Origin of the sequence: Pseudoalteromonas sp. CO348, assembly GCF_004208845.1 — a bacterium.
Classification (GTDB): domain Bacteria; phylum Pseudomonadota; class Gammaproteobacteria; order Enterobacterales; family Alteromonadaceae; genus Pseudoalteromonas; species Pseudoalteromonas maricaloris.
Window position 1 is genome coordinate 24,391 of sequence record NZ_SGPI01000038.1, and the last position, 25,007, is coordinate 49,397.

Annotated in this window: 21 protein-coding genes; 14 read left to right on the forward strand and 7 right to left on the reverse strand. The window is 43.4% G+C overall.

The window, feature by feature from the left end:
* Positions 1 to 76: 76 nt before the first annotated feature.
* From EXT48_RS19245 to EXT48_RS19260, 4 genes are all read left to right on the forward strand, one after another.
* A complete protein-coding gene (locus tag EXT48_RS19245; protein ID WP_130165427.1) occupies positions 77 to 1,930 on the forward strand; it encodes a monovalent cation:proton antiporter-2 (CPA2) family protein in 1,854 nt (617 codons plus the stop codon).
* Between the two features lie 25 nt (positions 1,931 to 1,955).
* Positions 1,956 to 2,855, forward strand: coding sequence for a LysR family transcriptional regulator (locus tag EXT48_RS19250; RefSeq protein WP_130165428.1), 900 nt, complete (start codon positions 1,956 to 1,958; stop codon positions 2,853 to 2,855).
* A gap of 83 nt (positions 2,856 to 2,938) precedes the next feature.
* Positions 2,939 to 3,628 (forward strand): pirin-like bicupin family protein, encoded by a 690-nt coding sequence (locus EXT48_RS19255; protein ID WP_130165429.1) that lies wholly within the window; start codon positions 2,939 to 2,941, stop codon positions 3,626 to 3,628.
* Positions 3,629 to 3,674: 46 nt separating this feature from the next.
* Positions 3,675 to 4,412, forward strand: a complete 738-nt coding sequence (locus EXT48_RS19260; protein ID WP_130165430.1) for a sulfite exporter TauE/SafE family protein — start codon at positions 3,675 to 3,677, stop codon at positions 4,410 to 4,412.
* A 62-nt stretch (positions 4,413 to 4,474) separates the two neighbouring features.
* On the opposite strand, the gene EXT48_RS19265 is transcribed toward EXT48_RS19260, so the two are convergent.
* Positions 4,475 to 4,909 carry a hemerythrin domain-containing protein gene (locus EXT48_RS19265; protein WP_130165431.1) on the reverse strand — a complete coding sequence of 145 codons (435 nt, stop codon included), beginning with the start codon at positions 4,907 to 4,909 and terminating at the stop codon, positions 4,475 to 4,477.
* A gap of 16 nt (positions 4,910 to 4,925) precedes the next feature.
* On the reverse strand, positions 4,926 to 5,453 hold the full coding sequence (locus EXT48_RS19270; RefSeq protein ID WP_130165432.1) for a hypothetical protein: 528 nt from the start codon (positions 5,451 to 5,453) through the stop codon (positions 4,926 to 4,928).
* Between the two features lie 537 nt (positions 5,454 to 5,990).
* Here EXT48_RS19270 and EXT48_RS19275 point away from each other — a divergent pair.
* The 8 genes from EXT48_RS19275 (at position 5,991) to EXT48_RS19310 (ending at position 18,065) form a co-directional block, all read left to right on the forward strand.
* Complete coding sequence (locus EXT48_RS19275; RefSeq protein WP_130165433.1) at positions 5,991 to 8,174, forward strand: M4 family metallopeptidase; 2,184 nt, start codon at positions 5,991 to 5,993, stop codon at positions 8,172 to 8,174.
* 135 nt (positions 8,175 to 8,309) lie between these two features.
* Entirely contained in the window at positions 8,310 to 10,139 is a 1,830-nt protein-coding gene (locus tag EXT48_RS19280) for a M28 family metallopeptidase (protein WP_130165434.1), read from the forward strand.
* A gap of 152 nt (positions 10,140 to 10,291) precedes the next feature.
* A complete protein-coding gene (locus EXT48_RS19285) occupies positions 10,292 to 12,013 on the forward strand; it encodes an ATP-binding protein (protein ID WP_130165435.1) in 1,722 nt (573 codons plus the stop codon).
* Positions 12,006 to 13,364 carry a sigma-54 dependent transcriptional regulator gene (locus EXT48_RS19290; protein ID WP_130165436.1) on the forward strand — a complete coding sequence of 453 codons (1,359 nt, stop codon included), beginning with the start codon at positions 12,006 to 12,008 and terminating at the stop codon, positions 13,362 to 13,364. Before EXT48_RS19285 ends, EXT48_RS19290 begins: the two co-directional genes overlap by 8 nt.
* A gap of 161 nt (positions 13,365 to 13,525) precedes the next feature.
* Positions 13,526 to 14,476 carry a porin gene (locus EXT48_RS19295; RefSeq protein WP_102057986.1) on the forward strand — a complete coding sequence of 317 codons (951 nt, stop codon included), beginning with the start codon at positions 13,526 to 13,528 and terminating at the stop codon, positions 14,474 to 14,476.
* Positions 14,477 to 14,488: 12 nt separating this feature from the next.
* Entirely contained in the window at positions 14,489 to 15,937 is a 1,449-nt protein-coding gene (locus tag EXT48_RS19300) for an SLC13 family permease (RefSeq protein ID WP_130165437.1), read from the forward strand.
* 144 nt (positions 15,938 to 16,081) lie between these two features.
* Entirely contained in the window at positions 16,082 to 17,485 is a 1,404-nt protein-coding gene (locus EXT48_RS19305) for a coniferyl aldehyde dehydrogenase (protein WP_130165438.1), read from the forward strand.
* A 205-nt stretch (positions 17,486 to 17,690) separates the two neighbouring features.
* Positions 17,691 to 18,065, forward strand: a complete 375-nt coding sequence (locus EXT48_RS19310; RefSeq protein WP_069019316.1) for a glyoxalase/bleomycin resistance/dioxygenase family protein — start codon at positions 17,691 to 17,693, stop codon at positions 18,063 to 18,065.
* 178 nt (positions 18,066 to 18,243) lie between these two features.
* On the opposite strand, the gene EXT48_RS19315 is transcribed toward EXT48_RS19310, so the two are convergent.
* A complete protein-coding gene (locus EXT48_RS19315; protein WP_084204271.1) occupies positions 18,244 to 18,411 on the reverse strand; it encodes a DUF2986 domain-containing protein in 168 nt (55 codons plus the stop codon).
* A gap of 363 nt (positions 18,412 to 18,774) precedes the next feature.
* Entirely contained in the window at positions 18,775 to 19,500 is a 726-nt protein-coding gene (locus EXT48_RS19320) for a tetratricopeptide repeat protein (RefSeq protein ID WP_045989895.1), read from the reverse strand.
* Positions 19,501 to 19,640: 140 nt separating this feature from the next.
* Between EXT48_RS19320 and EXT48_RS19325 the strand changes: the two genes are divergently transcribed.
* Positions 19,641 to 20,426, forward strand: coding sequence for a DUF6279 family lipoprotein (locus EXT48_RS19325; RefSeq protein WP_069019314.1), 786 nt, complete (start codon positions 19,641 to 19,643; stop codon positions 20,424 to 20,426).
* Positions 20,427 to 20,432: 6 nt separating this feature from the next.
* Here the strand turns inward: EXT48_RS19325 and EXT48_RS19330 are convergent, their stop codons facing one another.
* Genes EXT48_RS19330 through EXT48_RS19340 form a run of 3 tightly spaced genes read right to left on the reverse strand, consistent with a single transcriptional unit; the run spans position 20,433 to position 22,189 of the window.
* Entirely contained in the window at positions 20,433 to 21,074 is a 642-nt protein-coding gene (locus EXT48_RS19330; protein ID WP_130165439.1) for a flavin reductase family protein, read from the reverse strand.
* A gap of 7 nt (positions 21,075 to 21,081) precedes the next feature.
* Entirely contained in the window at positions 21,082 to 21,807 is a 726-nt protein-coding gene (locus tag EXT48_RS19335; RefSeq protein ID WP_130165440.1) for an SDR family NAD(P)-dependent oxidoreductase, read from the reverse strand.
* The gene (locus EXT48_RS19340) at positions 21,800 to 22,189 is read right to left on the reverse strand and encodes a thiol-disulfide oxidoreductase DCC family protein (RefSeq protein WP_130165441.1); all 390 of its coding nucleotides are present in this window, start codon (positions 22,187 to 22,189) and stop codon (positions 21,800 to 21,802) included. Before EXT48_RS19340 ends, EXT48_RS19335 begins: the two co-directional genes overlap by 8 nt.
* Positions 22,190 to 22,314: 125 nt before the next feature.
* On the opposite strand from EXT48_RS19340, the gene ppc reads away from it, so the two are divergent.
* Positions 22,315 to 24,948, forward strand: coding sequence for a phosphoenolpyruvate carboxylase (gene ppc / locus EXT48_RS19345; protein ID WP_130165442.1), 2,634 nt, complete (start codon positions 22,315 to 22,317; stop codon positions 24,946 to 24,948).
* Positions 24,949 to 25,007 lie beyond the last annotated feature (59 nt).

Here is a 25,007-nt window from a genome sequence, read left to right on the forward strand (position 1 = left end):
TTTTTAGAACGAAGACTGGATAAATGCACTTACCCTGAACATAATAAAGACGATAACAACAACAGGTGTCTTTATTATGTTACTGCTTGCGACTATCTATTTGGCTGCTGCGATATTGGCGGTGCCAATCGCTAAACGGCTAGGGCTTGGCTCTGTGCTTGGATATTTATTGGCAGGGATCCTAATTGGTCCTCATCTTCTTCATCTTGTGGGGGAGCAAACTGACGTCATGCACTTTGCCGAGTTTGGTGTGGTGATGATGCTATTCTTAGTCGGGCTTGAGTTACAACCCAAAAGGCTCTGGACGATGCGCCGCTCTATAGTTGGTCTCGGTGGCTTACAAGTGGTTATAACAACGGCTGTACTCTATTTCGCGATTGATTTAGCGCTTGGCTTTTTGTGGCAGCAATCATTAGCCATCGCGTTAATGTTGGCACTGTCTTCTACCGCCATTGCACTGCAAACCTTAAATGAAAAAGGCTTGATTAAACAATCTGGCGGTCAAAATGCGTTTTCGGTGTTGTTATTTCAAGATATAGCCGTGATCCCCATTCTCGCGATTATGCCGTTGTTAGCATTTAGTGATTTGGCTGTGAGTGATGGTCACGGCAACTTGTTACACGCTTTTCCGACTTATCTCCAAGTGGCTATTTCTGTTTTTGTGATTTTGGCTATTATCGCTGCTGGACATTATGTTGCCGCGCCGTTATTTAGGTATATTGCCAGCACTCGAATGCGCGAACTATTTACCGTAGTGGCGCTATTTATCGTTATCGCAACCGCGTTATTGATGCAAAGCATTGGTTTATCCCCAGCGCTTGGAACATTTCTCGCGGGTGTTGTTCTCGCGGAAAGTGAATTTCGCCATGAATTAGAAGCCGATATTGAACCGTTTAAAGGGTTACTTCTTGGCCTCTTTTTCATGACAGTCGGCGCATCAATCGACTTTTCCTTATTGGCACAAAAATGGTTATTTATTTTAGCGTCAGTGGTGCTATTAATGGGGTTAAAGGCGGTTATTTTATATTTGTTGGCAACGGCGTTTTCACTGCATAAGCGAGCGACATGGTTATTTACTGCAGCCCTGTGTCAAGGCGGAGAGTTCGCGTTTGTACTACTTTCTGTTACTGGCAGTTTAGCAATCTTAACTCCAGATCAAGTCGCATTAGTCACACTGGTTGTTGCGGTATCTATGCTCGGATCGCCCCTTATTTTTATTCTTTACGACAAAATAGTTGAACGTCAGGCCAATACTACTCAAGAACAAGATAGCTTAGAGACGATGGAAGCGACACAAAACGTTATTGTGGTCGGCTACGGGCGTTTTGGCCAAGTGATAGGGCGCTTGCTCCATGCGCAGGGCTATCATTTATCGATCTTGGATCACAGCCCAAGCCAAATTGAATTACTCCGTCGCTTTGGCAATCAAGTATTTTATGGCGATGGTGCACGATTAGATTTGCTCGAAGCCGCAGGGGCTCACGAAGCGCAAATGCTGGTCGTAGCGATTGATGAACCAGATAAAACCCTCGAAATCGTCAGGTTGGCGCAGCAACACTTCCCTGATCTAAAGCTTGTAGTTCGTGCAACCGACCGTCGCCATGCCTACCAACTGATAAAATTGGGTGTCACTGCGTTTGAGCGAGAAACTTTTGTCTCTGCTGTGAAGCTAGGTGAGCAGGCGCTTAAGTTATTGGGCCATAGCGAAGAAGATGTCGCACGAGCAGGCTACCTCTTTACCAAACACGATGTTGAATCTATGCATATGCTTGCCGATGTGTGGGGAGACGATGAAAGCTATGGTATTGCGATTCGTCAGCGTATGGCTGACCTTAAACAGGTACTTCAGGCGGACGAAAAAGCGCAAGAAGATCTTAATACCTGCCATGGTGAAAATTGTGAAGATAAACCACCTGTCATTGAACAATAACGTATAAATATTAGGTTAAATCAGTATGTTGAGAGTGACACTAGAGCAATGGCGAATGTTTAGAGCCGTTGTTGAATATGGTGGCTTTAATCAAGCTGCTAAAGAAGTACATAAAAGCCAGTCAAGTATCCACACTGCGGTCCATAAAATTGAGGAAGGCCTTAGTGTTAAGCTTTTTAGGGTCGAGGGGCGAAGAACCCTGTTAACCGAAGCGGGAGAAATGATGCTGCGCCGTGCCAACTATCTCTTGGAAGAAGCGGCAAAAGTGGAAGCGGTAGGGCAGACGCTGGGCGAGGGAGTTGAGAGCCAACTGCGCATAGCGGTCGATGAAATTTTCCCACAGCAGGTACTCTATAAGGTACTAGAAAATACATCTGCGCAATACCCTTTATTGCGTGTCGAGTTGGTTGAGTCAGTATTGACTGGTGCATCTGAACTTTTGCAAAATACCGACGTAGATATCGCCATTTCTCCGGTTACTTTACAAGACGGGTTCAGTGAAGAGTTGTGCCAAATCGAGTTTGTTGCAGTGGCAAATCCCAATCACGCATTACATCAATTTGGTCGCGCGCTTACATTCGAAGACTTAAAATCCCATCGCCAAATCGTAGTGAGAGACTCTGCAATCTCGCGTAAAAAAGATGAAGGTTGGTTGGGGGCGCATCAACGTTGGACGGTGAGCCATATGACAACCTCGATAGATATGATAGCGCAAGGCTTAGGATTTGCTTGGTTGCCCATTCCGGCTATCAAAACGCAACTAGACTCTGGCGTCTTGAAACCACTACCACTAGCGCAACATAGTCAGCGTAAAGCACAGCTTCATCTTATTTTTAAAGATGGTGACAGGCTTGGACCCGCCGCGCGCGCTTTTATTGGTGAGTTAAGATATCAGTGTATGCAGCTAGAGGATTCTATTGAATAGAATGATTGATGTTAAATTATCAAATTTTATTCGTTTCAAACAGGCAATAGACTAAGGTCATCAACATGCGTTTGGAGCGAAACATGCGATATATTCGAAAAGCACAAGATAGAGGTAAAGCAGATTTTGGCTGGTTGCAAAGCCAACATAGTTTCTCATTTGGTCGATATTATGATCCCGCCCACATGGGATTTGGTAATCTTAGGGTGATCAATGATGACACAGTACTTGGTGGTCATGGCTTTGATACTCATGGTCACCGAGATATGGAAATTATTTCCTATGTCATTGACGGTGAATTAGCACATCAAGATAGTATGGGTAATCAGTTTACCGTGGTGGCAGGTGAAGTTCAGAGAATGAGCGCAGGCAGTGGCATTCTTCATTCAGAATACAATGCTTCAAAGGCAGCGCCTGCACATTTTTTACAAATTTGGATAGAGCCAAAGCTTAAAGGCATAACGCCGAGTTATGAACAAATTCAAATTAAACAAAGTAGTGCACTTACGCCGATTGTTACGCCTACAGGCGCACAGGGTACTCTGAGTATCAATGCTGAAGCTGAAATACACCGCTTGCAGCTACATCAAGGTCAACAGATTGAGCTGAATGCGCACGCGCAAAAAGCCTATTTGCACATTGTTGGCGGTGAAGCGACGCTTGATGGTGAGGCATTTCAGCAAGGAGATGGTATCGGTCTGATTGCTGGTGACAACATGCAGGTTAAGGCAGTAACAGATGTTGAAGCACTGTGGTTTTTATTACTTAACTAAGCAAATTGGTATTAAATTCAGCGCCTAGAATTAAAGGAATTGACGAATGACAGAACCAATACAACTTGCAGTAATTGCCCTGGTCGTTCTGCTAAGTGGTATTTCAAAGTCTGGCTTTGCAGGCGCCTTAGGGGCGTTTTCTGTTCCAATTCTGATGATGGTGTTGAACCCAAGGGATGCCATTGCGTTGATGCTTCCGCTACTTATCGTCGCGGATGTTTTTAGCCTGAAGAGCTATTGGCGCTTATGGAATGTGTCGGAATTAAAGCGGCTATTGCCAGGTACACTAGTCGGGATAGCCTTAGCAACGCTTTTTCTTCAAGGTGTCAGTGAGTTTTGGCTGACGGTTGTGATTGCAGCGATGAGTATAGTATTTGCGCTTAAAAGCTTACTGATTAAAAATACACCTGAAAGTGTTGGGCACTTAAGGTTACTGGCCGCGAGCACCTCTACCGCAGCTGGTATCTCCACGACCTTAATTCATGCTGGCGGCCCACCACTCATGGTGTATTTTAACGCTCGAAAATTGGAGCCAACGGCTTATATCGCGACGGTTGCGGTACTATTTGCGCTGATGAATGTGATTAAGTTGGCGACCTTCTCTGCAACTGGGTTGTTACAGTGGCAACATGTGCTGCTTGCTATCTGTTTTACACCTTTAGCGTTGCTTGGTAATAGACTCGGTGTGCACCTTGCGAAATGCTTACCTAAAAAGCAATTTTTGCTGGTGATGAATGGACTACTGCTCATGCTTGGACTGGTATTAATTGGTAAATTGTTGTGACTGTGTAGGCTTACCAACACTCAGCAAAGTAAATGCCCACAACATGTTGTGGGCATAGAAAACTACAACTGTTCTTCCATCTCTTTTTGATACTCATTTGCAAGTTGCGACTTTTCACTTTTATCAAGTACCTTACCCGCTCGCTGGAAAAACGCTTGCTCTTCGTCAGCCAAGTGATGCTCAACTTTGTCTTTGAGCTTTTTCAATTTAGTTAGCCAACTAGGGTCGGAAAACTCCGTATTATCCAGTGCCTCAATTAGCTCATCAATCTCATGATGCTCCGCGATACCATGGCGAGAGTCTTCGATCGTCATATCGCTGTCCATTAATGGGGCATAAAAGTACCTTTCTTCTGCGATGGCATGCGCCTCTAGCGCGTCCTTCAACTCTTTATAGTACTTTTCGCGGACCTTTGAATCACCAGACGTTTCTGCCAACATATTCAATAGGGCGCGTTGATGATCATGATCTTGCTTTATTGCATTAAAAATTTCCATGTAGATTACCTCTTATCTAGCTTAAAACGTCTGCTTTGGTGCTGTTTTTAAAAAACGACATGAGTTTGCTACGATGCGCCTCATTATTCGTTTTAATGATAAGCAGCCACTTGCCCTCTGCGATTTTATTCATCACCGCCTGATTAAACGCATCTTTGTCTGGACGCAAAGAAATAAGGCCTGAGGCAAATAGCCCTAAAAATAAGCCGGGGCTTAATAAAGCGATAAACGTTAAATAAGGATTAGCTTGAGTGAAAGCCGGTCCATAACTTACCAATAGCCCCGCGATGAGAAAGCCTAATATCACCCCCATGCTGCCAAGGTACAAATGCCAATTAAGCATGTTCTTGGCAAGGCGACTTTCGCTTTTAGGCTCAAGTTTTTTGTCAGCACCTTTGTCATACGGATTAACCAGTTGTAGATGCTCATGTTGAACAAGGTGGCTATTTAACAAATCATTTTGCAATTCTTCTGCGGCTGCTTTCCCTGTTAGAACGGCCCCAACTCTATGATCTGCGTAGGATAATATTTCAAAAGTATCCATTACTCCTCCTAATTTCGTTGCAGCTTGTAATTATTCAAACTGCAAGTGTTATACCGAGAGAGTAAGATTTCTAATATATTGAATTTTATTAATAATTTTAAACTCTAGATGTTGTGGGGTTGAACAAATGAAGCACAAACAAGAAAGAATTACCGAGTAGTTACTACATGTTTTGATACAACATAATGATTGTAAAGTTAGTTTAGGGAAGAAATTGGCATATTTACTCATATCGTATCAAAAAATTTACAAAGATGTGTTTTGTTACTTAATTCAAGATATTAAGTGTGGGTCTATTTTTTAAACAAATGCATGAAAGCATTGCATAAATATTTAAAGTAAATTAAATATTATTAAAATGTTAACTTTGGGGTTTATTTATTTGAATTGCTGCCTAGTCTAATAAGGCGTGGCGAGTGCTAATGGGCTTGCCATGTCTTCTGCAGTTGAAGGAGAAAACAGTCACATTTCATCTAATGCTTTTTGTTAAGCAATGATGAAAAGGACAATAAAACAACAATACTAGGAGTGTAATTCGTGAAATTATCTACAGTAACTATGGCTACGGCGTGTGCGATTGCGTTTACTTCGCTCAGTGCTCAAGCTGCAACAAAACAATACTTAAACCAGCAAGCTGACATGAATACTATGCTTAAATCAGCTTCTCAAACTGTGTTGAGTACACAACCAGAAGTGCTGATTGGTTTGGAAAGCGCGAGCCAACTAAAGGAGCTTAAAAGCTTCAATAGTAAAAAAGGTGAAGTAACTAAGCGTTTTCAACAAATGTACCAAGGATTACCAGTGATTGGCGATTCGGTCATTTTAACGTTTGACGATGCCGGTGCGCTTAAAAAAGCTCACGGTGCGGCGGTTTATAACATCGCGGCTGACATCGGTTCGGTAAAACCCAAGCTAAATGCCAAAATGGCATTGAATCAGTTTGAAAAGCAATCGCTTAGTACAGGCAAAAAGCTTAAAAAACATAACGAGAAATCTCGCCTTGCGATCTGGCTGGATGGCAATTCAACGGCACGTTTAGTCTATGAAGTCACTTTTGTTACTTATGGTGATGAGCCTAAACGCCCATATTTGATCATTGATGCAAACACAGGCGAAGTGTTAGAAAGCTTCAATAACTTGCAGCATGCAGATGCGATAGGCCCTGGTGGTAACCAAAAGACTGGTCGTTACCAATATGGTACTGATTATGGTCATCTAGACGTAGCGCAGTCGGGCAATACTTGTACCATGACTAATGCGAACGTTAAGACAATTAACTTAAATCACGGTAGCAGCGGCTCGACTGCACATAGCTTTACGTGCCCAGAAAATACAGTTAAAGAAATTAACGGTGCATACTCACCGCTGAACGACGCCCATTATTTTGGCAATGTTGTGTTTAACATGTATAACGATTGGCTTGGTGCAGCACCTTTGTCTTTCCAATTGCAAATGCGTGTTCACTACAGCAGCAATTATGAAAATGCGTTTTGGGATGGCAGCGCGATGACTTTTGGCGATGGTGCGAATACATTCTATCCGTTGGTAAGCCTTGATGTATCTGCTCACGAAGTGAGTCATGGTTTCACTGAGCAAAACTCAGGTCTAGTATACCGTTATAAATCAGGTGGCTTGAACGAAGCGTTTTCTGATATGGCTGGTGAGGCTGCTGAATTTTATATGAAAGGCAGCAATGACTGGTTAGTTGGCCAAGACATCTTCAAAGGCAGTGGCGCATTGCGTTATATGAATGACCCAACGCAAGACGGCCGCTCAATCGATCACCAGTCTAACTATACGTCTAGCATGGACGTTCATCACACTTCAGGGGTGTTCAACAAAGCCTTCTACAATCTGGCCACTACGGCAGGTTGGGATACGAAAAAAGCCTTTATCGTAATGGCAAAAGCTAACCAAATGTATTGGACTGCGAACACCGATTGGGATACTGCAGGTAACGGTGTAATGGATGCGGCATGTGACCTAGGTTATGAACCTGGTGATGTACAAGCAGCGTTAGCAGCGGTTGGCGTCAACTCAAACTTAAGCTCAGGTAGTAGCTGTGATACTAATCCTCCACCACCTCCAGGTGGCGACGAAGAGTTAACGAACGGTCAGCCTCGTACTGGGATAAGTGGCGCGGCAAAAGAGCAAATGTTTTTTACCCTTGATGTGCCAGCTGATGCGACTAGCCTAAACTTCACCACTTCTGGTGGTAGCGGTGATGCGGACCTTTATGTCAAGTATGGTTCTCGTCCGACGTTAAACACTTATGACTGCAATAGCACAACGTCTACAAGTAACGAAAGCTGCGATATTAATAACATTCAAGCTGGTAAGTACTACGTGATGGTCGAAGCGTGGAATCAGATTTCGGGCGTAACTTTGACTGGTACATATAGCTCAACAGGTGGAACTCAACCAATCGATCGCACTGAGTCTAATATCAATGTTGCATCTGGCAGTTGGACACGCTTCACACAAGATCTAAATGCTAGCTACAGCAACCTTGAAGTGAGCATTTCAGGTGGTTCAGGTGATGCGGATCTATATGTAAACTTTGGTTCTCAATCAACAACGTCGAGCTATCAGTGTCGTCCTTATAAAAACGGTAACAACGAGACTTGTACGATTGCAAACCCACAACAAGGTACTTGGTATATTGATTTACGTGGCTATAGCGCAGCAAGCGGTGTAACACTGAATATCAAAGCGAACTAAGTAACAGTTTATAGGGAGCGCAAGCTCCCTTTCTTTATTAATAAAAAAGTCATAAATTTACCTCATTTGAATAATCTTTTTATTTTGCTCAGCGCTTAAATCATGTTGTTATTCAAATGAGTTGAGGATACAACAATGAAATTAACTACACCTATGCTACTGAGCGTTGCCTGTTTGAGTGGCTTTTCTGAAGCGTCTGAAGAGGTTTGGGTGACGATGGATGCGAAGTCTAGTCAGCATTTCCAAGTCCATAATTCTATTCGCGGTACTCACTTCGAACAGCTTTCTTTACCAAACAGCGAAGTTAAAGCGTTAAAAGTACCTGCAAACTTACATTCACACCTGAGTGCATTTATGCACGACGAATATCATCGCTGTGGTGGTTTTGTCGCCCACGACTCTTTAGAGCAGGCGCAAAGCTATCTTGCACAGTTAGAAAGCATAAACCCAAGTGCGACGCTGGTTAACTACAGCATTGATAACCCCACACGGGTTAACAGCTTAATCTCAAAAGTCAGTACAGTGAACTTGGACAGCAGCGTCAACTCACTAACCAATTTTTATAACCGCTATTATACCTCGCAAACGGGTGTTGATGCCGCTGCATGGGTCAAGCAAACATGGAGCGATATTGCAGCAAGTCGCTCAGATATTAGTGTTGAATATTTTAGCCACTCTTGGGCTCAGTCTTCAGTGATTGTCACCATTCCAGGTAGCGAACTGAGCGATGAAATCGTTATTATCGGCGGGCACCTTGATTCAATTAACCAATCTAACTCGAGTGGGCTTGCGCCGGGTGCGGATGATAATGCCTCTGGGATCGCTGTGCTTACTGAAGCGCTAAGCGCTATTGTTGAAGATGGTTATCAGCCTCAGCGGACAATCCAAATCATGGGCTTTGCGGCAGAAGAAGTTGGGCTTCGAGGTTCTAAAGCTATCGCGCAGTCGTACAGCTCTCAGGGAAAAAACGTAGTCGGTATGACACAATTTGATATGACTGGCCGCAATGGCAGTAGTGCGGATATTGTGATGATGACAGACTATACAAACAGCGCACAGAATCAGTTCTTAGGCCAATTAATTGAAACTTATTTGCCAAACCTAAGCTATGCCTATGACCAATGCGGTTATGGTTGTTCTGACCATGCATCTTGGTATCAGCAAGGGTTCCCAGCTTCTATGCCATTTGAATCAAGAATGTCTGAGATCAACAGAAAAATTCATACCACCAACGATACTGAATTTGATTCAACACATGCACAAAAATTTGCAAAACTCGCGCTGGCGTTTGTTGCTGAGCTTGGTAAAAATGCGGGTGATACACCTCCGCCACCGCCAAACAATGAGCTTGAAAATGGTGTGGCTAAAACGGGTATTTCTGGTGCATCTAAAAGCCAACAGTTTTTCACCATGGAAGTCCCACAAGGTGCAACTAATTTAAGTTTTACCACCTCAGGTGGCACTGGTGACGCCGATCTCTACGTTCGCTATGGCTCCAAACCTACTTTGGATACTCATGACTGCAAGAGCACTAACTCGTCTAGTAACGAGCAATGCAATATTTCCGCTGTGCAAACTGGCACGTATTACGTGATGGTAGAGGCATGGAACGCGATTTCGGGGGTCAGTTTGGTAGGACAATACGATACCTCAAGTGGCAATACGCCTATTGACGAAACTATCAATAATATTTCTGTCGCCAGCGGACAGTGGCAGTATTTTAGTCAAGCACTAACCGCGGGATATCAAACCCTGACAATTACGACGTCGGGAGGCACGGGAGATGCGGATCTTTATGTTAATTTTGGCACGCAACCAAATACAAGCACCTACCAATGTCGGCCATACAAAAATGGCAATAATGAGGTATGTACAATCTCCAATCCTCAAGCTGGCACTTGGCATATCGGCCTGCAAGGTTACCAAGCCGCGAGCAATGTAACGCTAAATATTAGCGCGAATTAACACGCCAACTAATACGCGTTTAAAATCAAGATCGGAGATAAAACCTTGTTTATCTCTGGTCTTAGCGCTTAGTGATACATTGATTTAAAGAGATTTGATTTAATTGATATTCTGCTTCTGATAGACTCAATGAGTTCAATTAGGAGTTGCGTGTGTCACATAAGTTCTCAGTTAAGATATTAATTTATCTTTTATTATTATTTTGTGGGCTGTGGGCAAGCTACTTGTTCAATGTGGCACAGGATGAGGAAAATGTCCTTGGTCAGACTAAAACCAATCTAGAAAAGCTCAATAGTTATATCCAGACTGAATTTACTCGTTATCAAGCTATCCAAATGCAATTGGGCTTAAGCAATTTGGTGCAATCAGGCTTACAGCAAGCAACCGCTATAAACTCCAATGAACTGGACAGATATCTACAGGATATTCAAATATCCAGTGGTGCGTCAGACGTTTACCTGCTAGACCTCAGTGGAACTGTGATTGCAAGTAGCAACTGGTATTTGCCGCATAGCTATAAAGGCAGTAACTTTGCCTTTCGCCCCTATTTTTACGAAACAATCAAGGGCAATGAGCATGTCTCTTTTGCGCTCGGTTTACGTTCCAAAACCCGTGGCTTCTATTTTGCTAAATCTGTCTACAAAGATGGATCGCTCGTGGGCGTGGTGGTGATGAAGGTTAACGCCAGTAAATTTGAATCAGATAAAGCCCAGCTTGATACGGGAACTGATAGCCATTTCTTAATTGTGGATGACAATCATATTGTACTGGCATCTGATGTTGAGCAGTGGCGGTTAGCCTCGTTAGGGGAACTGTCACCTGCAAAGCGAAAAGAAATTGAATCCTCAAGGCAGTTTGAAAACGAATCTCTATTCCCTATTGATTGGCGCGTGCTTTCACCAACCAAAGTGAAAACTTCATCTCATGGTAGCGACGCGCTGATGCAAAAGAGGCCGCTTAACAAGCAATACACACTTTATTTGCTACATGAAGTTGCGCCTATCAAAGCGGCACAGTGGCCGCGGCTTGGGGTAACCGCACTGGTATTGATTTTACTCTTTGTTGTTGTCGAGTACACGTTGAGTAAACTGACAGGATACAGACAACTGCTTTTCAGTCAGCGGAGTTTAGAGGCTGAGGTTGCCAGCCGCAAGCAAGCGCTCGAGCAGGCGCAAGATGCACTTATTCGCGCTGCCAAGTTGGCAACCATAGGGCAGCTCAGTGCCAGTATTAACCATGAAATCAATCAACCACTTAGTGCCATGAGTGCGTATGTTGCCAGCGCCAAACGGTTGGCTCAAAAGGGAGAAGTGAGCAAAGTAGTCGAAAACATGGTCCTGATCCAATCTTTGATCACTCGAGTGCATAAAATTGTGGCTCAGCTAAAGTCATTTAGTCAGCATCATGATAATAAGATGCTGGTGGCCAACCTTAAACACTCAGTAGATAACGCCTTAGTTATAGTTGGGCCTGAACTCAAACGCTACGGTGTAGCAATTCAAAGTGAGGGGCTTGCGTGCAATATCTGGGTCGATCCATTTAAGTTTGAGCAAGTACTGGTGAATATTATTAGCAATGCCTGCCAAGCCATTGTTGAGCAAGATAATAAATGTATTTATATTCGCGCCGTGGAGCATGAAGGCAAGATCCAGCTGTCGATTATTGACTCGGGCGAAGGGATAAAACAGCACGCTTTATCTAACATATTTGAACCGTTTTACACCACTAAGTCAGGTAATGGCTTGGGCTTAGGGTTATCCATTTCAAAGCAGATCATTGAATCGTTTCATGGCAAACTCAGTGCCCATAATCATCCGCAAGGTGGTGCCGAGTTTTTAATTAGTTTACACACAAAGAATCCGCAACATGACTGAAGAGAAAACACTATTAATCATTGATGATGAACAAAGTATACGAGATGCACTAAAGCAACTATTTGAAATAGAAGGGTACTCTGTGCAGTGTTTCTCCAGTGCAACGCCTGCATTAAAAAAGCTTTCTCGTCAGTTTGGCGGTGTTGTGCTTTGTGACATCAATATGCCCGAGGTCAATGGTATTCAATTTTTAGAGCAGGTGATGCAGTTTGATTCTGAGTTACCTGTGGTATTTCTAACCGGCTTTGCGGATGTTGAAGTGGCGGTAAAAGCTATCCAAAAAGGGGCTTACGACTTTTTTGAAAAGCCTGTGTCAGAGCCGCTACTTGACTGCATAGAAAGGGCGCTTGATAAACGCCGGTTGGTGATGGAAAACCGAGAGCTAAAAGCGCAAGTTAAGAAAAAGTCTGCGCCGGGCGTGCGGATCTTAGGTGAGACAAAACAAATGCAGCAAATGCTGCATTTGCTTGATGCTGTGATTGATACCCCAGCTGACGTATTGATTGAAGGTGAAACCGGTACAGGAAAGGAATTGGTGGCACGATACTTACACGACCATAGCGAGCGCTCAAACCATAACTTCGTTGCTATCAATTGCGGTGCAATTCCTGAAGAGCTGATTGAAAGTGAATTATTTGGTGCCAAAAGTGGTGCATTTACGGGTGCTAAAGAGTCTCGCGAGGGAAAATTTTCTTTTGCCCAAGGTGGTACGGTTTTTTTGGATGAAATCGAAGCCATGTCTGCGGCTTTACAAGTGAAGCTGCTGCGCGTTTTAGAAGAAAGAAGTGTGACGCCTGTTGGCAGCAACACTGCGATAGCACTGGACATTAGAGTGGTTGCAGCGACCAAAGTGGATTTACAAACCTTAGTCGCACAAGGTAAATTCCGTTCGGATTTATTTTATCGACTTAACCTCGTCAAAGTGATGATCCCATCACTTCGTTCCAGAAAAGCTGATATTCCGCTGTTATATAAACACTTTAGCTCCATTGCTGCTACTCGCTTCCATAAACCTATGCAGCCAATTAGCCCTGAATTAGAGGCACAGCTACTGGCGCAAGATTGGCCTGGAAACGTGCGAGAGCTGAGAAACCACGCCGAGCGCCATATTTTACTCGGTGGTGCGATGACTGCGAGTAACAACATGCAAAGCAATTTGTCTGATGAAACGTTGAGTTTGGCTGAGAAGGTGAGCTACTACGAACAATCGTTAATTGAAGAAGCGCTGGCTCAAAGCCAAGGTAGTATAAAAGATGCGATGAATTTATTAAAAGTGCCGAGAAAAACCTTGTACGACAAGATGAGCAAGTATGGTTTAAATCGCACTATGTTCACCAAGGATGATGGGTGAATTTAGTGACACAGTATAGATTTAAGTGTGTGGAAATCCGCACATTTTAGCTGGTGTTAATCTTAGATTTTTATTTATCCATCTGATTTATATTAAAAAATAAACTCTGGTCTCAGAATTGCGTTGTCTTAAGCGACAATAATCAAAAAATGAGACAAGTTATGACAGCAAGTAAATCTTTAGTTGCGTTGGCAGTTGCCAGTGCAACGTTATCAGCCTCTGCGTTAGCCGCAGACTACAGCATTTATGGTAAAGCAGAAGTTCAAATTGCCAACACAGACAAAGGTGTGATGCGTTATACCAAAGAGGGCACACAAATTGACGCACCATTTTCAAGAATTGGTGTAAAAGGCACTCACGGCTTATCAAGCGATCTAAAACTCGTCTACAAATATGAAGTACAAGTTAAAGGTTTTGAACACGACGATACCACCGAGCCATTTTCAGCAAGAAACACCTATGTTGGCCTTGAAGGTAAATTTGGTACGGTTTTAGTGGGCAGAAACGACACGCGTTTTAAATTCAGTGAAGGTAAAATCGATCAATTTAACGAAACCCAAAGTGATATTGCCCAAGTGCTAGCAGGCCAAGACAGAGTTGGTGATTCAATTACCTATTCTTCACCTAAATGGAACGACTTTTCTTTTTCTCTGACCTACACACCTAAAGACGACGCGAGCAACGACGAAACTGGGTTTGCAGCTACCGCAATTTATGGTGACCGAGCATTAAAAAATAAAGATTACTATGTTGCTCTGAGTCATACCGACAGTATTGGTAATTTGGTTGCTACGCGTATCGCGTTGGCTTACAAGTGGCAAAAGCTACAACTTGGTGCCATCATCCAAGACAGTGAAAATCTAGCGAAAGACAAATCAGGTAATGGTTATGTGCTAAGCGCAAGTTACCAACTCGATGATAATTGGCGTCCGAAGCTACAGTTTGCCAAAGACTCAAGCGGATTACGCCACAGTGAAGATGCGACTCAGTGGACGCTAGGTACAGACTATATTTTTGATAAACAAACTAACTTGTATGTGATGGCAACGCAGCTCGACCTTGAAACACAAGACGATACTAGCATCGCTGTTGGCTTAAAATATAAGTTTTAAAGGTTCAAGATAATGACAGAAGAGAATAAAAAAACGATAAAAACGCAGCTGTTTCTGTGGCTTGGTCCCTTGGTAATGTTACTGATCTGTTTGGTTGAACCTCCATCGGGCATGTCGGTTGAGGCTTGGAGAACCGCAGGCTTAGCGTTTTGGCTAGCTTCTTGGTGGATAACCGAAGCTGTGCCTATTCCGGCGGCTTCGTTATTACCCTTGGTTATTTCGCCTCTAGTCGGGATTGCATCTATTAAAGCCGTCGCTGCACCGTTTGCGCATCCTTTGATTTATCTATTTCTGGGTGGATTTTTGCTCTCAATCGCCATGGAAAGGTGGGGGCTGCATAAACGCATCGCGCTGAATACCATGTTGTTCGCAGGCACTAAACCGAGTATACAGATCTTAGCGATGATGGGCGTGACAGCATTTTTATCTATGTGGATGTCAAACACGGCAACGGCGGTCATGATGTTACCGATTGCACTTTCGGTTATTCACTTGGTAAAAGAGCAGGGTGGAGATAGCCAAAGCTTTGCTAAAGCGCTATTACTTTCTATCGCTTATGGAGCCAGTATTGGAGGCATTGCAACTTTAATTGGTACGCCACCAAATGCGTTAATGGCTGCATACTTATCCGACAGTTATCAAATTGAGATTGGTTTTGCCACTTGGATGATGATTGGTGTGCCTTTGTCTTTGGTAATGCTGACATTTGCTTGGTTCTGGTTGACCAAAGTGACTTACAAGGTTGATAAAGAAGAAATTAATGTTGATACTAAGTCGTTATTTACTTCCCAATTAAAAGCACTCGGTGAAATGTCTCGTGCGGAGAAAGGGGTTTTTGCGGTATTTATTTTAGCGGCAGTATGCTGGATCTTTAGACCGCTAATTGGCGATGTTACGGGTCTTAAATTGTCAGATACTGGCATTGCAATTGCCGCTGCACTGTTACTATTTGTTCTTCCAGCCAAGTCGGGAAGTGACGAACGTATTTTAGATTGGGAAAGCGCAGCTAAGGTGCCTTGGGGTATTTTGCTATTATTTGGCGGTGGTTTATCACTAGCGGTACAGATCAAATCTTCAGGACTTGCCGATTACATCGCTAACTTACTTGCGGGCGCGGATGCCATGGGCTTAGTGCTTGGAGTACTAGTTGTTGCAGCACTTATTACGTTCTTAACGGAAATTACCAGCAATACCGCAACGGCTGCAGGCTTTTTACCTTTACTTGGTCCTGTCGCTGAATCAATCACGGGTTCTCCTTTAGCTTGGGTTATTCCTGCTGCAATCGCGGCCAGTTGCGCCTTTATGATGCCTGTTGCAACACCACCAAATGCCATCGTATTTGGCTCAGGTGAGATCAAAATTAAAGACATGATCCGAGCAGGGTTTGTTTTGAATATAGTCGCGATAGGGTTAATTGCAATTGTAACCTTGACTTTGGCAAGGAGCATACTAGGGTTTTAAAGTTGCCATTCTCCACAGGCTGTGTCCATCGAAAGGCAACTCGGTCATACGCAGCCTGCCTCTATAGTAATACCTAGTTTTTTGAAGATAGACCCGTTGTTTTTTCCTTGCTATATTCAAATTAGACATTAGCAGGACCTGATAATGATTGAAGATAATACCAGCACCCTAATAGCCACATTTACTCAGTTAAAAAGTCGCTTTAACCAAGATCCTTACCCCGCGCTTGAAGAGCGTTTACGCCTATTAACTGAAATAAAATCACGTATGTTGCAGCGGCAAGATCAATTAGTCGAGGCGGCAGATCAGGATTTTGGTACTCGGAGTCGATTCGATACCGTGATTGCAGACATCATGCCTTGCATCAATTCGATTGATTATATCGCGAAGCACCTGCGCAAATGGAGCAAAGTGCAGCATCGTTCACCTGGTGCGCAGTGGCTACCATCTAAGGCAAAAATTGAGATTGTGCCAAAAGGAGTCGTGGGCGTGATAGCCCCATGGAATTATCCTATTCAGCTAGCGATTGTTCCCGTTATTACTGCCCTCGCTGCTGGAAACAAAGTCATGCTCAAGTTGAGCGAGTTCACTCCCAAGGTGAATGCGGTGATAAGAGCCATTTTTAAAGGATTGGACAATGAAGTGTGCGTAGTTGAAGGCGGACCTGATATTGCCGCGACTTTTACTGAGCAGCCATTTGATCACTTGCTATTTACAGGTTCAACAGCAGTTGGCAAAAAGGTGATGGCGGCTGCGGCTAAAAATCTCACGCCGGTCACCTTAGAGTTAGGGGGGAAATCACCTGTTATAGTACTGGATGACGCTGATATCAGCGGCGCAGCGATGAGTGTGTTAATGGGGAAGCTCTCTAATTCAGGTCAAATCTGTGTTGCACCAGATTATGTGTTAGTGCACGAAGAAAAATACGACGCATTTATTGCTGAGCTGAAACAGCACTACGAAAAAACATATAAAACAAAAGTAGGTGTAAAAAACCAAACTTCAATTATTAACGACAGACAATTTCAGCGCTTAAACGACATTATTATTGATGCCAAAAGTAAAGGCGCGAATGTGTGGCAAGCTGAGCCAGCACGCGACAATCGTCAGCTTCCTCTGCATATCATCACCCAGGTCAACAAAAGCATGAGGGTGATGCAAGAGGAGTTATTCGGAACGATTTTGCCTATCCTAAAAATTTCCAACTTAAATGATGCGATTAGCTATATTAGGGAGGACACCACACCGCTTGCGAGTTATTTGTTTACACAGTCTCAAGTTTCCATGAATAAAGTGTCAAAGGAGCTCGCAACGGGGACTTTAGCGATCAATGAAACCATAGTGCACGTGGTTGTTGAGTCTTTACCCTTTGGTGGCCTAGGTCACTCTGGTATGGGTCAATATCATGGCGAAGAGGGCTTTTATACCTTTAGCCATAAAAAGCCCATTCTCCAATCCAATAATACTAAATGGCGTAATAAGATGCTGCTTAGCCATTCGAAGCTGCTTACAAAGCCTTTAGAGTGGCTCTTTTTGAGGAAAAAGTAGCGTTAATGTGTTGAGCAAAGCGCCATTACATATAGAGATCCAATATACTTAAAGATAAGACTTAGCTTGAAATATCAGTGGTTATTTTTATGGGACTTCACTATATCAACAGATAAAAAAGCTGATGCTAGAGAGAGTGCTGGCTCAGCCCAATATTCAGGCTAACACGATACAGGATTACAGTTTCAGTCAGGAAGGAGTTCACATGAATACTAAGGTTAAGTTCACAGCTGGTCGTAATATCGCCATGAAGCTGCCGCCTCACCAGTACGACGCAACACTTCAGTTCTACAGAGATGTCATCGGCCTCAAAGAAATAACAGAGCATGCTCCATCCGTTGGTTTTGAGTTTGGCTCCAATAATCTCTGGCTCGACAGCGTACCTGGTATCAGCCAAGCCGAAACATGGCTCGAGATTGTTACCAATGATATTGCGGCAGCGTCAGAGCACCTCAAAGCTGCTGGCGTCGTACGCTGCGATGAAATCGAACCGTTACCTGAAGGATTTCAGGCATTCTGGGTGTCAAGCCCTGCATCGATTATCCACCTTGTTTGCAAAGACTCAGAGTCATGGGAGTAGTGACATCTAACACGTGTGAATTTTCACTGTGCAAACCAGCAAATCAATTTTAATTTGATAGCAGAGATCCTCATCTAACGTTGGAAGATTGATTGAGGTAGGCAAGAATGCAGAATCATAGTTAAAAAGTGATTGAAATTAAAGCAGTTAATGACGAGCTGACACAAAACTCGGGCAATTAATGTTCATTGTTTTCGCTATTTAACTCCTCACTGTCTTGCTGGGCTGCGATTTTTTCACGCTCTGCTTTTGAGATGTAGCGCGGTTTGTTGCTTTTGTGGAGTTTAGCATTAGCACGCTTGTCTTTTTTCTTTAAGGTTTCGTAAATTTTCTTTTTGCGATTCATTTTCACAGCTCATTATGGATGAAGTGCTAGTTTACCTTAGTGTTAGCGGGTTCAACAATGATAAAAAGATTGCCGCAGTTAATACCAATTAGTCTTAATACTTGCTCAATTTGAAGGAGCAAATCTGACGCTAACGGCGTTAAAAATTTCTCATTTAGAACAACTAAATAGCAAAATTTTAGCCTGGTGATCGACAAAATTTTCTCGCTTCAAAATAGATCACTTAATTAAGCGAATTGGTATAACAATGAGCATGACTGTTACATAGGTGTTACGATATTGACCCAATCTTAATAAGGAAAAATAACAAAGGCCTCGCAGGAGACCTCTATTGTTTAACACTTTTCTTAATCTAAGCTTAGATTATTTAGTACGTGTTTCTGCTACGTATTTACCGGCTTGAATTCGCTCGTAAATACTATTAGCGAGTTCTTTTGCTTGTTCGATTTGTGAAGGAGAAAGCTGTTTCTCGTCGAGCACTCGGCTCTTTGTGGCTTCAGCATAACCATTAAACTCCGCTAACGTATTCCATACGTACGAGCGTTCAATACTTTTCTCGACTCCTAAGCCCTGAAAATACATGAGTGCTAAATTAAACATGGCTAAGGTGTAGTTGTTTGCGGCGGCTTTTTCATACCAGTTAAGTGCGTGGCGGTAACTTTGTGGTACACCGTCACCGTTTGCATACATCAGCGCTACGTTAAATTGCGCAGCTGGCATGTTTTTGTTTGCCGCTCTGGTCATTAGCTCAACATATTTTGAGCGGTCCTTTTTAACGCCGCGACCTTCGTCATACATGACTGCTAGCGCAAACATTGCGTCGGCTTCACCAAGTTTAACGGCTTGTTGAAATAACTCTGCCGCTTTACGTGGATTTTTGACGACACCGTAGCCGCCTTCATACATTACACCGAGTTGATAAATGCCCGGGGCGTAGTTCATTTCAGCTAAATAATTGAATTCTTGTAGTGCTTCTTCGAACCTGCCAGCATTGAGTGCATCTATGCCTTCTTCCAATCCAGCTGTTGCCAAAGGTGCTTGGCTTAATAGTGCAATGGCGATACATGCTTTTGAAATCCTGCCTAACATCATAGACCTCCTTAAGGTAGCTATGCTAACTATGTTGTTAGTTATTCTAATGCCAGAAACACAGATTTACAAAATACAAATCTAAAATGGCAGATACTGCGTTAATATAAGGTAATAAAAACAAAAATTGAGGCAATGGGATGAAGAGATTAATAGCACTGGCGCTATGTTTACTATGTTTGGCTGGATGTAGTCAAAGATTGGCCTATAACAACTTAGGATGGTTAGCGAGTTATTATATTTCCGATTATGTTGAGCTGACGGATGAGCAAGAGGAAAAGCTGGAGGCTGATGTAGAATCTTTGGTTGCGTGGCATCGACAGTCAGAGCTACCAAAATACAAATCTCATATCCAATCATTGTTGAAGCACTGGCAAACCATGACCGAGAGTGACATGGTGCATATGGTGTATACCACAAGAAACTATTGGTATTCCGTCGTAGAAGCCGTATATCCTAAGTTAGAAACACACCTAAATTCGCTTAACCGTGAACAGCGAGAAATGCTGATAGCCAACATAGAAAAAGAAATGTTGGATGATGACTGGGAGGAAGGAGACCAATTTAACCGATATGAGCGTTGGCTTGGTGATTTGAGTGATAAACAAAAGGAGCTTATTAACGAATATTATGAGCAAGGCGAGTTTGCGCGTCAGGTTTGGCGTGCACATGAACAAAGGCGATTTAGCCAGTTTAAACAAGCCATGTTACTGAGCGGCACTGAGCAAGTTTCACCTGAGCTGTTGCAACAAGCAATAGTTACTACACCCACAGCGCTGCCTGAGCGCATCCTAGATATTCAAGCAAGACGAATAAAAGAGTATGCAAGTCTCGCTGTTAAACTTAAAGACACCATGAGCGAAAAACAAAAGAAAAACTTTAAAGAAGAGCTCGAAGAGTTACTTGAGCTCTTGGAATCCTTGTAGAGGGGCTCAGCCAAGTAGCTTAATTCTGGTTGGCTTGTTTGGTTTTGCATACTCCAAACGATTAATACGTTTGGTACTGTGGTAACCATCTAAACTGGAAATAGCAATACTATCGAGTGCCTCGATATCAATATAGCCGTCTTCGAGCAAAGCGCTTTCTTCAACGTGAAGCGACTCAATTTCGCCTATTACCAGCTCGGTGTCGTTGAGCTTGATGGTTTGGTGATCTTTGAGTGTAAGCCCGTATTTTAGTCTGCTTTCCTTGACGAAAGGAGCTGGAAAAGCATTTAAATACTCGGCGGTTAATCCTGTTTGTTCAAATTCTGATTGGTGCTTTTCATATCTGGCTGAGGTTTGATGGGCTGCCATATAAATTTGAACATTGACTTGATTAATGGTGTATTTTTCAGTCGCTAAGATGTTTTCCAGTGTGTGCCTAGGTACGCTATGAGGCCTAAAAATCACACCTACGAGTGCCGGGCTCGCACCGAGGTGGAAAACGGAGCTGACGATAGACAAGTTTTCTTGACCTGTTTCATCAACTGTTCCAATTAAGTTAGCGCTTTTGAAACCCGACAGTGAATTTATCATCAATGCGCGATAACGCTCGTCTAAGGTTTTAATATCGTCACTTGAGAAGTGTTTCATGATGTGTTCACCATTCTATTAATTTATTTTGCCAGTCAACATAGCTCACCGTACCATCAGGGTGGCTATTTGCGATGATGCTGCTAAGTTGATGTGCCACAAATTCCGGCGTAAAGAGTTTTTCATCCGGGACATTGGCTTGAAAGGGCTTTGAAAGTGGAGTGTCAGTAGTGCCTGGATGGAACAAAATGAGCTTAATATTTTTTGCCCGACGCGCAAGCTCGACAGCCGCGGATTTAAACATCATATTAAGCGCAGCCTTTGAACTGCGGTAGCTATACCAGCCGCCCATCCGATTGTCACTGATACTTCCAACACGGGCAGAGAGTGCCGTAACTACGCATGGCTGCTTACCTTTTAAGGCTGGCAGTAAAGCTTGCAACCAAAGCATGGGGATCATGGTATTGATATTAAACAGCGCCATGCTGTATTCGAGATCAATGTCCTCAAGCTTTTTCTCTGGGTATTTATCAAACTCGTCATGGAGTAAGCCATTAAAAATGGTGACGCTTTTAATCGTTAACTCTTGCTCGAGAATACGGCTCGCAACTTGTTGAATTTGTGCTTTAGAATAATCACACTGAAAATGCAGGTTATTGGCATGTAGAGCCGTTTTAGCTTGCCTAGACACCGTGATCATTTTTACGTCGGGATGTTGTTCGGTTTGCGCTTGTATAAAGGCATCAGCGATCGCTGAACTTGCACCAATCACTATGATGGCGAAGTTAGTCACGATTGCAATCTCCACTATTTTGTATACTGCATTGATTTGGGGCCAGAAGTTTAGAAATTTTCATTCTGTGCCTTGCAAAAAACAAGTAAACGCCGTCTGCAATTGTTCGGATGATGGGTAATCTCAATAATTTGATCCAGCGATGTTTGCCAACTTGGCCCCAAGCCGCTGCGGTAACATCTAGTCCTACAATGAGCTTGCCTTGGCTATCATAACCGTGGAGTTTAGCCATAGCCGCTTCATGCGCTATCTCAGGAAACTCGGTAGAGAAGCGATTATCGTGAATGTTCACTAAATCAATTTTATTGTGTTGATCGAAACGTTTAAGTTTATTCATTTCCCCTACACACAGCGGACAGTTACCATCGTAAAATACAATCATTCGCTCACTCGAATAATACTTATCTTTGTCATGTTATTACGTTAACGTCTTGAAAATAGATCGTTCGCAAATCAATTTATTCTCGGTATAGTGGAGTTCGAGTATCTTTTCATCAAGGAGATTGTATGACTGAGCAATACGCAAGCCTACGTAGTAATGTGAGCCTTTTGGGGCAGATGTTAGGACAAATTATTCAACAAGCGCAGGGTCAAGAGACGCTAGACAAAGTTGAAGAAATTAGGCACCTAGCAAAATCCTCGCGAAGCGGTAATGATTCAGATAGGCAAGCGCTGATTGACACCTTACGTAGCCTAAGCGATGAAGCGCTACTTCCTGTTGCTCGCTCATTTAATCATTTCTTAAACCTTGCGAATGTCGCAGAACAATTCCACACCATTTCAAAATCAGGCTCTCCAGACGGCGTGATGATCGAAGTCGATAAGGCGCTTGATGAATTGCAAAGTAAAGTCGATGCTGGCGCGCTGACACTCAATGAAGTAGCAGATGTAATAAGCAAACTAAAAATCGATTTGGTGCTAACCGCTCACCCAACGGAAGTAACACGCAGAACCATCATCAATAAACACGTTGAGTTGAGCGAATGTTTAAAAGTGCTTGAGGTGACCTCAGGTGAGGATCCTGTTTACGATGAGGTCATTGACCGCATTGAGCAGTTGATCTCACAAGCGTGGCACACAAGCGATATTAGAGAAAAGCGACCTACGCCACTGGATGAAGCAAAGTGGGGGTTCGCGGTTATCGAAAATAGTCTTTGGGAAGCCGTGCCTAAGTTTGTTCGGTATTTCAACGCCCAAGTGAAAACGCGATTAAACTTACAACTACCCGCCAATTTTAGTCCTATCCAGCTCACTTCTTGGATGGGTGGCGATAGAGACGGCAACCCGTTTGTTACTTCTCATGTGACGCAATCTGTGCTTGATCACGGCCGCTGGATGGCGCTTGACTTATATCGTCGTGATCTAGAAATCTTGGGGGCAGAACTTTCTATGAGTAATGCATCCGCAAGCTTTATAGCGCGAGCGGACAGCAGCAATGAACCTTATCGGCATGTGCTAAAGCAAGTACGCGCTGAGGTAGAAGAAACCATTGCAGCATTGGAATATAAAATCAAAGGCACGCCTTCTCATTATCAGGATAAGATTAAACAGGTCTCACAGATAAGAGAGCCACTAGAGGCGTGTTATCGCTCGTTGGTTGATTGTCGCATGGCTAATATTGCCGATGGTTTATTGTTGGATGTATTAAGACGAATTGACTGCTTTGGCGTGTCTTTATGTAAGTTAGATATTCGTCAAGATTCCGCCAGACATACCGAAGTGTTTTCTGAATTAACGCGCTATTTGGGTCTTGGCGATTATGCCCAGTGGCAAGAAGCAGACAAGCAAGCTTTCTTATTAACCGAACTAAGCTCGAGACGACCGTTACTGCCGCGTCATTGGCAACCTTCTTCCAATGTTCAAGAGGTGCTAGAGACATTTGCAACGATTGCGGATCAAGACCAAAATGCACTTGGCATTTACATTATCTCAATGGCGCAAAGTGCCTCAGATATTCTCGCCGTACATTTATTACTCCAAGAAAGCGGATGTAAATTCAACTTACCGGTAGCCCCGCTATTTGAAACGCTGGATGATTTAAATAACGCACAATCAGTGATCAGCGGGTTATTTGAGAACACTTGGTATAAAGGCACGATTGGTGCCAAGCAATATGTCATGATCGGCTATTCCGACTCTGCAAAAGACGCAGGAATGATGGCGGCAGGATGGGCGCAGTATGATGCAATGGAAAAGCTGGTTAACCTTGCTGAAGCGAAGGGCATCGAGCTGGTGCTTTTCCATGGCCGCGGAGGCACGATTGGTCGTGGAGGTGCGCCTGCAGCACAAGCGCTGAGATCTCAGCCTCCTGGGTCGCTAAAAAGTGGCTTGCGAGTAACCGAGCAAGGCGAAATGATCCGCTTTAAATTTGGTTTACCTAAAGTCGCGATGCAAAGTCTATCTATTTATACCAGTGCGATTTTACAAAGTAATTTGTTGCCGCCCCCTAGACCCGAACCGAAATGGGTAGAGGTAATGGAGACGATTAGTGAAGCTTCCTGTAAAAAGTATCGCAGTATTGTTCGAGAGAATCCTGAGTTTGTGCCTTACTTTAGAATGGCAACGCCAGAACAAGAGTTGTCTAAATTACCGCTAGGCTCGAGGCCTTCTAAACGTAATCCAAACGGCGGAGTAGAGAGTTTGAGGGCTATTCCTTGGATTTTCGCATGGAGTCAAAATCGCTTGATGTTGCCTGCTTGGCTGGGGGCAAAAGAAGGTCTTGAAGCTGCCGTAGAAACGTTTGGTAAAGACATGCTGCAAGAAATGAGCGCAAAGTGGCCATTTTTTAGAACCCGTTTAGAAATGCTCGAAATGGTATTCTGTAAAGCCGATCTCTGGCTCAGCGAGATGTATGATGCAAGTTTAGTTAGTGATGACTATATAGGCCTAGGGGATGAATTAAGAGACAACTTGCAGCAAGCCATCGAGCTTATTCGCGGCCTTGCGCCAGAGTCATCGTTGTTGTCACAGCAACCTTGGATCAAAGAATCAATCGGACTGAGAAACCCGTATACCGATCCTCTAAACTTGTTACAAATAGAACTGTTAAAGCGTGTGCGTGTAGAAACCAATCACGATTTGGAACTGGCACTCATGATCACGATGACAGGGATCGCGGCGGGAATGCGCAACACGGGTTAGTGCAACAATTTGAATAATCTATTTTTGTAAAATTTTACATTTATAAGCATAACAGCTAC

Coding starts and splice junctions, on each gene's coding strand:
- EXT48_RS19305 (WP_130165438.1), top strand. CDS start 16,082: ATGATTGAAGATAATACCAGCACCCTAATAGCCACATTTACTCAGTTA.
- EXT48_RS19270 (WP_130165432.1), bottom strand. CDS start 5,453: ATGGATACTTTTGAAATATTATCCTACGCAGATCATAGAGTTGGGGCC.
- EXT48_RS19295 (WP_102057986.1), top strand. CDS start 13,526: ATGACAGCAAGTAAATCTTTAGTTGCGTTGGCAGTTGCCAGTGCAACG.
- EXT48_RS19330 (WP_130165439.1), bottom strand. CDS start 21,074: ATGAAACACTTCTCAAGTGACGATATTAAAACCTTAGACGAGCGTTAT.
- EXT48_RS19265 (WP_130165431.1), bottom strand. CDS start 4,909: ATGGAAATTTTTAATGCAATAAAGCAAGATCATGATCATCAACGCGCC.
- EXT48_RS19280 (WP_130165434.1), top strand. CDS start 8,310: ATGAAATTAACTACACCTATGCTACTGAGCGTTGCCTGTTTGAGTGGC.
- EXT48_RS19320 (WP_045989895.1), bottom strand. CDS start 19,500: ATGTTAGGCAGGATTTCAAAAGCATGTATCGCCATTGCACTATTAAGC.
- EXT48_RS19340 (WP_130165441.1), bottom strand. CDS start 22,189: ATGATTGTATTTTACGATGGTAACTGTCCGCTGTGTGTAGGGGAAATG.
- EXT48_RS19260 (WP_130165430.1), top strand. CDS start 3,675: ATGACAGAACCAATACAACTTGCAGTAATTGCCCTGGTCGTTCTGCTA.
- ppc (WP_130165442.1), top strand. CDS start 22,315: ATGACTGAGCAATACGCAAGCCTACGTAGTAATGTGAGCCTTTTGGGG.
- EXT48_RS19300 (WP_130165437.1), top strand. CDS start 14,489: ATGACAGAAGAGAATAAAAAAACGATAAAAACGCAGCTGTTTCTGTGG.
- EXT48_RS19250 (WP_130165428.1), top strand. CDS start 1,956: ATGTTGAGAGTGACACTAGAGCAATGGCGAATGTTTAGAGCCGTTGTT.
- EXT48_RS19290 (WP_130165436.1), top strand. CDS start 12,006: ATGACTGAAGAGAAAACACTATTAATCATTGATGATGAACAAAGTATA.
- EXT48_RS19255 (WP_130165429.1), top strand. CDS start 2,939: ATGCGATATATTCGAAAAGCACAAGATAGAGGTAAAGCAGATTTTGGC.
- EXT48_RS19245 (WP_130165427.1), top strand. CDS start 77: ATGTTACTGCTTGCGACTATCTATTTGGCTGCTGCGATATTGGCGGTG.
- EXT48_RS19325 (WP_069019314.1), top strand. CDS start 19,641: ATGAAGAGATTAATAGCACTGGCGCTATGTTTACTATGTTTGGCTGGA.
- EXT48_RS19310 (WP_069019316.1), top strand. CDS start 17,691: ATGAATACTAAGGTTAAGTTCACAGCTGGTCGTAATATCGCCATGAAG.
- EXT48_RS19315 (WP_084204271.1), bottom strand. CDS start 18,411: ATGAATCGCAAAAAGAAAATTTACGAAACCTTAAAGAAAAAAGACAAG.